The following is a 367-nucleotide window of genomic DNA, read 5'->3' on the forward strand; positions in this document are numbered from 1 at the left end:
CGATGAGGCGAGTCAACTGCTTCCCGTCCGCCGCCTCGCCTGACGTGACGACGACGGCCGTGATGATGCCTTCTTCCGTCATCGCGAGGTGATGCTTGTAGCCGAAGAAGGAGGAGTCGGCGCTCTTGTGCCCGGTCCGGGCATCGCTGTCCTTGGACACCTGTAGCTCGACATGCGCGTCCTCGGCGAGCTCGCGGACACGGTTCACCCTGTCGCGGATGTGCTCCCGCATCATCAGCTCGGGCATCTCAGACTCTACGGTCTCCGCCACGGCGAGCGCATAGGCGAGCAGCTGGTCGATGTCGTGCTCATCGACTTTCTCAGGGAAACGCCCCTTCGCATCGGCCGATGCCTGATAGCACGCTTG

At 63.5% G+C, this 367-nt stretch carries 1 protein-coding gene and 1 pseudogene; one reads left to right on the forward strand and one right to left on the reverse strand.

Going from position 1 to position 367, the window contains the following annotated elements; translation table 11 throughout:
* A pseudogene (locus tag EVJ28_RS14160) lies at nucleotides 1-160 on the reverse strand (transposase); the annotation flags it as partial.
* A 12-nt stretch (nucleotides 161-172) separates the two neighbouring features.
* Between EVJ28_RS14160 and EVJ28_RS14300 the strand changes: the two are divergent.
* Nucleotides 173-367: hypothetical protein (locus tag EVJ28_RS14300; protein ID WP_236634182.1), on the forward strand; the 195-nt coding region annotated here is incomplete at its 3' end.

The sequence above is a fragment of the Exiguobacterium sp. SH3S3 genome (assembly GCF_004337115.1).
Lineage (GTDB): Bacteria > Bacillota > Bacilli > Exiguobacteriales > Exiguobacteriaceae > Exiguobacterium > Exiguobacterium aurantiacum_A.